8 protein-coding genes are annotated in these 6,743 nt (G+C 36.4%); 3 read left to right on the top strand and 5 right to left on the bottom strand.

The window, feature by feature from the left end:
* Nucleotides 1-780: 780 nt before the first annotated feature.
* On the top strand, nt 781-954 hold the full coding sequence (locus AC3II9_RS21240; protein WP_489158693.1) for a hypothetical protein: 174 nt from the start codon (nt 781-783) through the stop codon (nt 952-954).
* Nucleotides 955-1,012: 58 nt separating this feature from the next.
* Here AC3II9_RS21240 and AC3II9_RS21235 read toward each other — a convergent pair whose 3' ends face one another.
* Nucleotides 1,013-1,699, bottom strand: a complete 687-nt coding sequence (locus tag AC3II9_RS21235) for a hypothetical protein (RefSeq protein WP_489158691.1) — start codon at nt 1,697-1,699, stop codon at nt 1,013-1,015.
* 12 nt (nt 1,700-1,711) lie between these two features.
* Nucleotides 1,712-1,930, bottom strand: coding sequence for a helix-turn-helix domain-containing protein (locus AC3II9_RS21230; protein ID WP_489158694.1), 219 nt, complete (start codon nt 1,928-1,930; stop codon nt 1,712-1,714).
* Nucleotides 1,931-2,182: 252 nt separating this feature from the next.
* On the opposite strand from AC3II9_RS21230, the gene AC3II9_RS21225 reads away from it, so the two are divergent.
* Nucleotides 2,183-2,746, top strand: coding sequence for a hypothetical protein (locus tag AC3II9_RS21225; protein ID WP_489158689.1), 564 nt, complete (start codon nt 2,183-2,185; stop codon nt 2,744-2,746).
* Between the two features lie 777 nt (nt 2,747-3,523).
* On the opposite strand, the gene AC3II9_RS21220 is transcribed toward AC3II9_RS21225, so the two are convergent.
* The 3 genes from AC3II9_RS21220 to AC3II9_RS21210 all read right to left on the bottom strand — a co-directional run bounded on the left by AC3II9_RS21220 (nt 3,524) and on the right by AC3II9_RS21210 (nt 6,195).
* Nucleotides 3,524-4,033 (bottom strand): hypothetical protein, encoded by a 510-nt coding sequence (locus AC3II9_RS21220; RefSeq protein WP_489158687.1) that lies wholly within the window; start codon nt 4,031-4,033, stop codon nt 3,524-3,526.
* Nucleotides 4,034-4,047: 14 nt separating this feature from the next.
* Entirely contained in the window at nt 4,048-4,869 is an 822-nt protein-coding gene (locus AC3II9_RS21215) for a hypothetical protein (RefSeq protein ID WP_489158685.1), read from the bottom strand.
* Nucleotides 4,870-5,589: 720 nt separating this feature from the next.
* A complete protein-coding gene (locus tag AC3II9_RS21210) occupies nt 5,590-6,195 on the bottom strand; it encodes a recombinase family protein (protein ID WP_489158683.1) in 606 nt (201 codons plus the stop codon).
* A gap of 257 nt (nt 6,196-6,452) precedes the next feature.
* On the opposite strand from AC3II9_RS21210, the gene AC3II9_RS21205 reads away from it, so the two are divergent.
* Complete coding sequence (locus tag AC3II9_RS21205) at nt 6,453-6,626, top strand: hypothetical protein (RefSeq protein WP_489158682.1); 174 nt, start codon at nt 6,453-6,455, stop codon at nt 6,624-6,626.
* Nucleotides 6,627-6,743 lie beyond the last annotated feature (117 nt).

Below are 6,743 nucleotides of genomic sequence, written 5' to 3'. Positions count from 1 at the left end.
AAAGAAACCTTTACTACCCCTAAGGTCGATATTAAGGACATCTCAGTATGGCATGTACAAAAGGTGGCAAGGGCGATAGATCGCCACACAGGGCACGTTACACGCCTGTACATACACATACACTCAGGCACACAGACCCACAGCACCACGCCTACAGGTATGGTCAGGTACACACAGGCAAGTAGAGGCACACTATCCCCCACTCAGTACTATCACATGTCAACACATATGAGAGTGAACAGCTGACAACGTAGCAATACGGGTTCAAGCACTCTCAAAAGTCACTCTCAAAAGTCCCTTTCATTTTAAGCAATCGAAAAACGAAACTCACCCGTAACAGCCCCAGCACATTCAATGACCACAGCCCAATACCTGACACCACGCCACCCCCTCCCAAGCCCACCCCACGGGGGCACGGGGGGTCTAGGGGATCGGTCTGCTGTATGAAAAATATATGCACCATTTTTCCAACCTTTGCTGGGAACTGCTGGAAACGGGGGTAAGGGTGGTTAAGGTTTTAATCAGTTTCCTCCAGCCATTAACGCTAGAAAATTTTGCGGTAGTTTTTTTCAAACTTTTCCAAGCATAATCAGCTAGAAAGTCAGTAATGCCAACAGCTAGACTGACGTGAGACGGATCGAGAATTAGTACAGTGTACCATTGCCCATCTCGATTACTCTCACTGCATTTTAGAAAAGGGTGTACATTGGGTTTTTGCTATAATTGAGTAACTCAGAATAAATAAGCAGCGATAAATAAATATTTTGGGGGGTTATATAAGTGACTCAAATGAACGCTGAACAAATCCTAAAGGCGATTGAAGAAATGGACAACGGTGAAAGAATTGAACTACTTAAGGCTTTAGCTGTGAAACATTTCGGAAGAAAGCCCACGCTAGAGGAAATCAGACGATTAAACCATGAGGCATTGCATGGAAAAGACGGGGACGAATAAAAGGGAGAAAAGAGGGCTAATTCCTAAAGCCCTCCTTGATCTTCTTACAAAGTAATTATCACTTATTATGGTCTGTGATGACCTTACTATCAAACTGATATGGTAGTTGTCCATTTTGAATAGCCCGATGTACTTGTTCTCTTTCAAGTACTGTTCTTTCATTCCAGTTAAAACGAGGCATATAGCGATTAGCATCATACGTTGACACGATACGTGGATAGCGTTCCCGTACTTTGTTATCAAACAGTACATATGAAATATCGGGGTAAACTTCATTGTACTGCTGTTTAGCTTCTTCCCCGATTTCTTTAGCAACAGCAAGTAATTCAGCAATGCTATTTGTAAGAACAGGGGCGAAATCGTACTTAGAAGCAATAATACTAGCGTTTGAAAGTGCGTCCCTGAATCGAATATAGTATTTGAACATCAATTCTTGTTTTTCTTCTTTCACTTCAGCTAGTAAACTGTTCATTATCTCAATTTGTTCAGTCATTTTCTTAGATTCCACTCTTAATTGAACCACTTCCATAATGCCAGCCGTTTCTTGTTGTACCATATTTTCGGTGTAGTTCTGTTGCAGTTCCTGAAGCTGATTTTCAATATATTTTTGCTGTTCAATTAACCTGGTCTCATCTACATGTAGCTGTTCAATTTCCTGTTTAAGGTGGTCAAACAGGTTCATTTCTTTCAGTACCTTTTCAAGTTCCTTTCGATTCACTTTTACCTCAATAATTTTCTCTAACATAGCCTGATCCCCTTATTGTTTATTTTTGTGTTTAAGTAGCGACTTAATTGCGTCTAGTTCGTATTGACTGATATTTAACGCTTTTACACCGTCCATCACTTTTGTTTCGTAGTTAATTGATAATTTCAATTCACCACGTTCCAACTTAGCAAGGACGCTTCGATCAATCTTGCATACCTCACTAAACTGTTCTTGCGTCATATTCCTACACAGCCGAATGTACTTAATCATGTGATAAGTGATTTTCGACTGGAAAGGTAATGTACTTACATCAACACCTATCATTTCTTTATCCCTCCAGTTCCCATTTTGGGAAGTTAAGTCAAAATAAAAAAAGAATGGCTACAATAGCCAAACACCTTCCCTACCCTTAAGTGCAGTAAATCCCCTTTCAATACAGGTGGAATTTATATTTTTAGTAAGGAGGAAATTAAGTTGCTAGCATTGAATCATATAGAATGACTAATGTTCGGGGGGGATAATATGGACAGCAAAATAAACGGCAATATGTTAGTAAAAGACCTAGTAAATGCAATAGCAAATAAAGAATTAAAAGTGGCAGATCTTGCGGAAAATTACAGCACTAGCGATAGAACGATTCAAACTAAAATTAAAAAGTTAGGCTTTATATGGTCTTCAAAAGAGGGTAGATATGACTTTGTTGGTGAAGATTTAAACGTGTATGACCTTACAATTGACGAGGTATTCAAGAGTAAAACGCCTATTAAAAATAAAGGGGTTTACACTACTAGAAACAATAGTAAAAGGGGAGTTGAAAAGGCTAGCAAAGAAACAGCTAGCACATTGCAAGATAGCCCCGAAATAGTAATCAAAAACACTAGTAAAAATGATAGTAAAACAAATATCAATAATGATAGCGATAACATAGATAGATTGCTAGCTGGAAAGAAAGCAAAAAAAGAGTATAGAGGGTTTTATTTTGATAGCGATGTGCTAGCAATTATTGATAGCGTTAATAGTGGGGTTAAAAGCGAGTTGGTGAACGAGTGCTTGCGAAAGGTATTCAAAGAGAAAGGGTTATTGTGAGAGGCTTTCAAAGCCCTTTAATAGCCCTTTACAGCGTTTTTTATTATTACTCTTAGTTTTATACCATTTTAAAAATAAAACGCCTTAAAAAGCCTCCTGTGAGTCCACAGGGGGTATTGTTATATAGAAATACATTGAATTTATGTAATTTTTTTAAAAGGCAACACCATTTGTGGTTATTAACGTCCTTAAAGGCTGGTATTTTAAGGGGGTTAATCCCTTGTGACTATACCACTTTAAAAAGCCTTATTTATCAAGGATTTACAGCTTTTAATAATCACAAGTATAAGCACAATTTGAATGACCTTAAAAGTGGGCCTAACAAATCAGGATACACAAAAGAAGGTTAATCCCTAAACTGTGTACTTTGCTGAACCCTTGCTATCACTGGGTTTATAAATTTGTGCAAAAAACGCCCTGTAATAAAGGGGGCTGTCACGTCTATAAAAGTATATTAAATAACCTTAACTAAAGTAATATTACTAGTAACAGTAATTACAGTAACAAAGATAAAAGATTATGGCTTCGCCAGTTGCTTTGCAACGATATTAAAATAAATAAATAACTCAAAGATCACTGCTAACAGTAAATAAAAATAATAGTTAATCAGTTAAAAAAATATCCGTTATGAAGCGTTAGCGTAATAACATGCGTAAGCATAGGTCTTTAACCAATGGGATAGTACCCAACTAGTTAAATAATTGAATAGCAGCGATACATAATTTCAAGATCCCTAGCAAATCCTTCACGGACTGCTAGGGGCTTTTTTATGCCTTTTTAACAGTCAAAAAACTTTTGATACCCATTTTCATGTATCCAGTTCTTAACGCCCTCTTTCCAAATTAGCTGGGCACAGTCCTCAGAACATGCACGTTCAAAAACAACGTTAAAACGACCATTATTTATGGAATAATAGCCCTCTTTATCTTTGCTGGAGACCTTTTCTCCACACCAGCCACATGTGATAGACCAATGTTTTTTGTCTGTTTTGAATACCTTATACTTATGGCTAGCTTGCGGTATTGTATATTTACCATTTTCGTTTTTTAAGAATTTAACTTTTTCCATACGAATAATTTCTTCTAATTTTTTTGCTTTGTTATAATCTATAAGCATTTCATTAGCGTCTTCACGTTCATAAAACTCTCTTACCTGTTCAAGTAAACGTAATACATGTTCTTTTTCGTAAACAAAGCCTCTTTCATCTGCTAAACAAGAGTATTCTTTAGATTCCCCATTATCTTCTTGTATTGTTACAGGCATAGCACGATAAAATGGTGTAAACATTGATCTATTCCTCCTTAGCTTCTTTCTTCTAACCAGTTATAGAATGGCACTGGTCGCTGGTGTTCCACATTCATAAGTCTAGTTGCTGTTTCTTGTTTGATAGATTCAAGGGCTTTCTTTTGTTCCTCATCTTTAAGTCTGCGTAATTCCAGTTCCTCAATTTTATTTGATAAAGCAGTCACCAAATAGTCCCTAAAACTGTTTACCTTGCCTTGTTTATATTTATCGACAACTCTCCGTACAACAGCATTAAAACTTCTATCCGTTAGTTCTTCCTTAGTAGCCTCTCGTAAATTACTAATTGTTAAATCTATATTTTCTTCGTTATGAGAAGGCGAACTCTCAGTTCGCTTTTTATCATCATCATCAATATCTTTATTATTTAATATAGGTTTTTTATTTAATATAGTCTTTTGATTACCTCTTGAGTTTGAGGTCTCCATTTTGAGGTCTTGAAAATCAAGTCCCCAAATTTCACCGTATTCCTTTTCAGCATTAGCAAGGATTTCAGCCTTTTCTTCATCTGTAAACGGTACTTTTCGGAAGTAGTAAACATATTCCCACTTTTTCCCCACACGATACTTAAATTCGATAATGTAGTTAGCGTTCATAAGGTCATTCCATGCTGATTTAACAGATGTTTCTTTATGTTTAGCAAATCGTTTATATAGTTCTGTCTTATGTAATTCCCATGTAGTCGGGTAAGAAAGAAGGTTAACCAGCAACCCCAACGCTTCCAAAGAAATAGAGTTTTGGTTATTGGCTTGTACTGCCTGTGCTGTAGCTATTGGAACATCCACTTGGTAGTTATAAGGTACTTGTATGAGTTTTGACATGTTTATGATCTCCTTCAGGACGCAAAAAAGGTGAATCTTACCCTTTCACCTAAACCAACGGGAAAAATTGTAAAATCCACCTTTATAAACCTAGCTATCGAAACTCTAACAAATATGATATAACGGTTGAAATTCTTTTTATACACCGTATATAATAGGCTTATATTGATTTAGATAATCATTTTTCCCTAAAGACTGTGAGAGGTGCGATAGGGCATAAGGTTGTTCCGTTAAGTTTCTCAGGCTTAACATATGGAACAGCCTTTTTTCTTTTCGTCCATATTTTTTGTTAGTGAAATTATCTTATATCTTCTAGTAAAACACAAGGATATTTATAGCTTAATATAGATGGCTGTAGGGTTTTCCGATATATCGTAAAAAAAACTCATTGGATAATTTAGTAAGTTAAAGTGCCTAATATTGCCTTAAAATTATGCAAAGTTGTGCAAATTTTAAGGCTTGATTGCTTGTTTTACATAACCACTTCTAAAACTTTTTTTGCACAAATTCAGCTGTATCAGGTGTTTGTCAAGTTTTTTACCTTTACACGAATGTCTATTAACAGTTGTGCAATAAAAGGGAATGCACAACCGCCCCTAAAACGCCACAAAAAGCCATACAAGGGCTTTCCCCCTTTTAGCTTTATTTAACTTAGCTGTGAAAATTAAAACCTCTTAGGGAGACCGTTACACCCCTTAAAATCGAAAAGGCTGACACTGTTTAAAGCGTAGCCTCGTATTCCTTCACCTTTTTATAGAAAGTCGCTTTTTTCATTCCGATAGTGTCCATAAATGCCACGGCTGTTATTTCGCCAGCTTTCCACTGTTTATATAGCTTAGTCCATTCCTTAGGAAGTTCCATAACTGGACGCCCTAAATGCTTTCCTTTAGCTTTGGCAACAGCGATCCCCTCGGCTTGACGTTGCAAAGTAGTTTCTCTTTCCTGTTGTGCGATAGAAGTGTAAACCTCGATAATAATATTGTTAATCATATCTATAACCCATTCTTGCCCAGCTGGGACGTCTTGCATTGTAGTAGGAAGGTCGATTATTTTAACTAGAATACCTTCTTTCTTGAAATGTTCTAAGTACCCCTTAATCAGTTCCTTATTACGTCCTAGACGGTCAATAGATTTAATGTAAAGGGTGTCTCCTTTTCGCATTGCTTTAAGCATGTTTTGAAAGCCCTCACGTTCCATATCTTTCCCGCTAGCCTTGTCACTGTATATGTATTTTTCGTCCGTTACATAGCCTTTTAACGCCTCATACTGTCTATCTAAATTCTGTTCCTTAGAAGATACACGTACATAGCCAAAATTGATTCCCATTGTTAAAACCACCGTTTCTTTAAATTGGTAGCCTTAATATACACCAATAGTCTATAAAGGTCAATTTATTTTTAGACGTGCATAAAGGTCTTTTTTATTTTATAGATAGACACCGTTATGGTCACATTCTGTACCGTCTATTATGGTGTACCTTTATAGATAAAAAAATAATTACGAGTTCCCGTTAAAATCCGTGAAAAGTTCTCTTATAATGCTTGCGTATTAAAAGTGATATAGATATGGAGGACTTGAATAAAATGGAAATAGGAATGTCATTATTTTTATTGAAAATTGTTTTAATGGTAGTTAGCACTGTGATTATAACGACTTTTAGTGCTGTTGGTGTAAGTGTTTTTTATGGCGTTAAGGTTTACTATTTTGTGAAAGGCAAAGAGGTCAAAGGTAAAAAGAACAAACCCCTTAAAAAATAGGGGTTTTTCTTATGGAATTTTCCTTACTGCCTACCCTAGTAAAGAAACCTTTACTACCCCTAAGGTCGATATTAAGGACATCTCAGTATGGCATGTACAAAAGGTGGCAAGGGCGAT

The organism is Lysinibacillus sp. RU7 (assembly GCF_057837305.1).
This window is presented reverse-complemented; position numbering and strand designations above follow the sequence as displayed.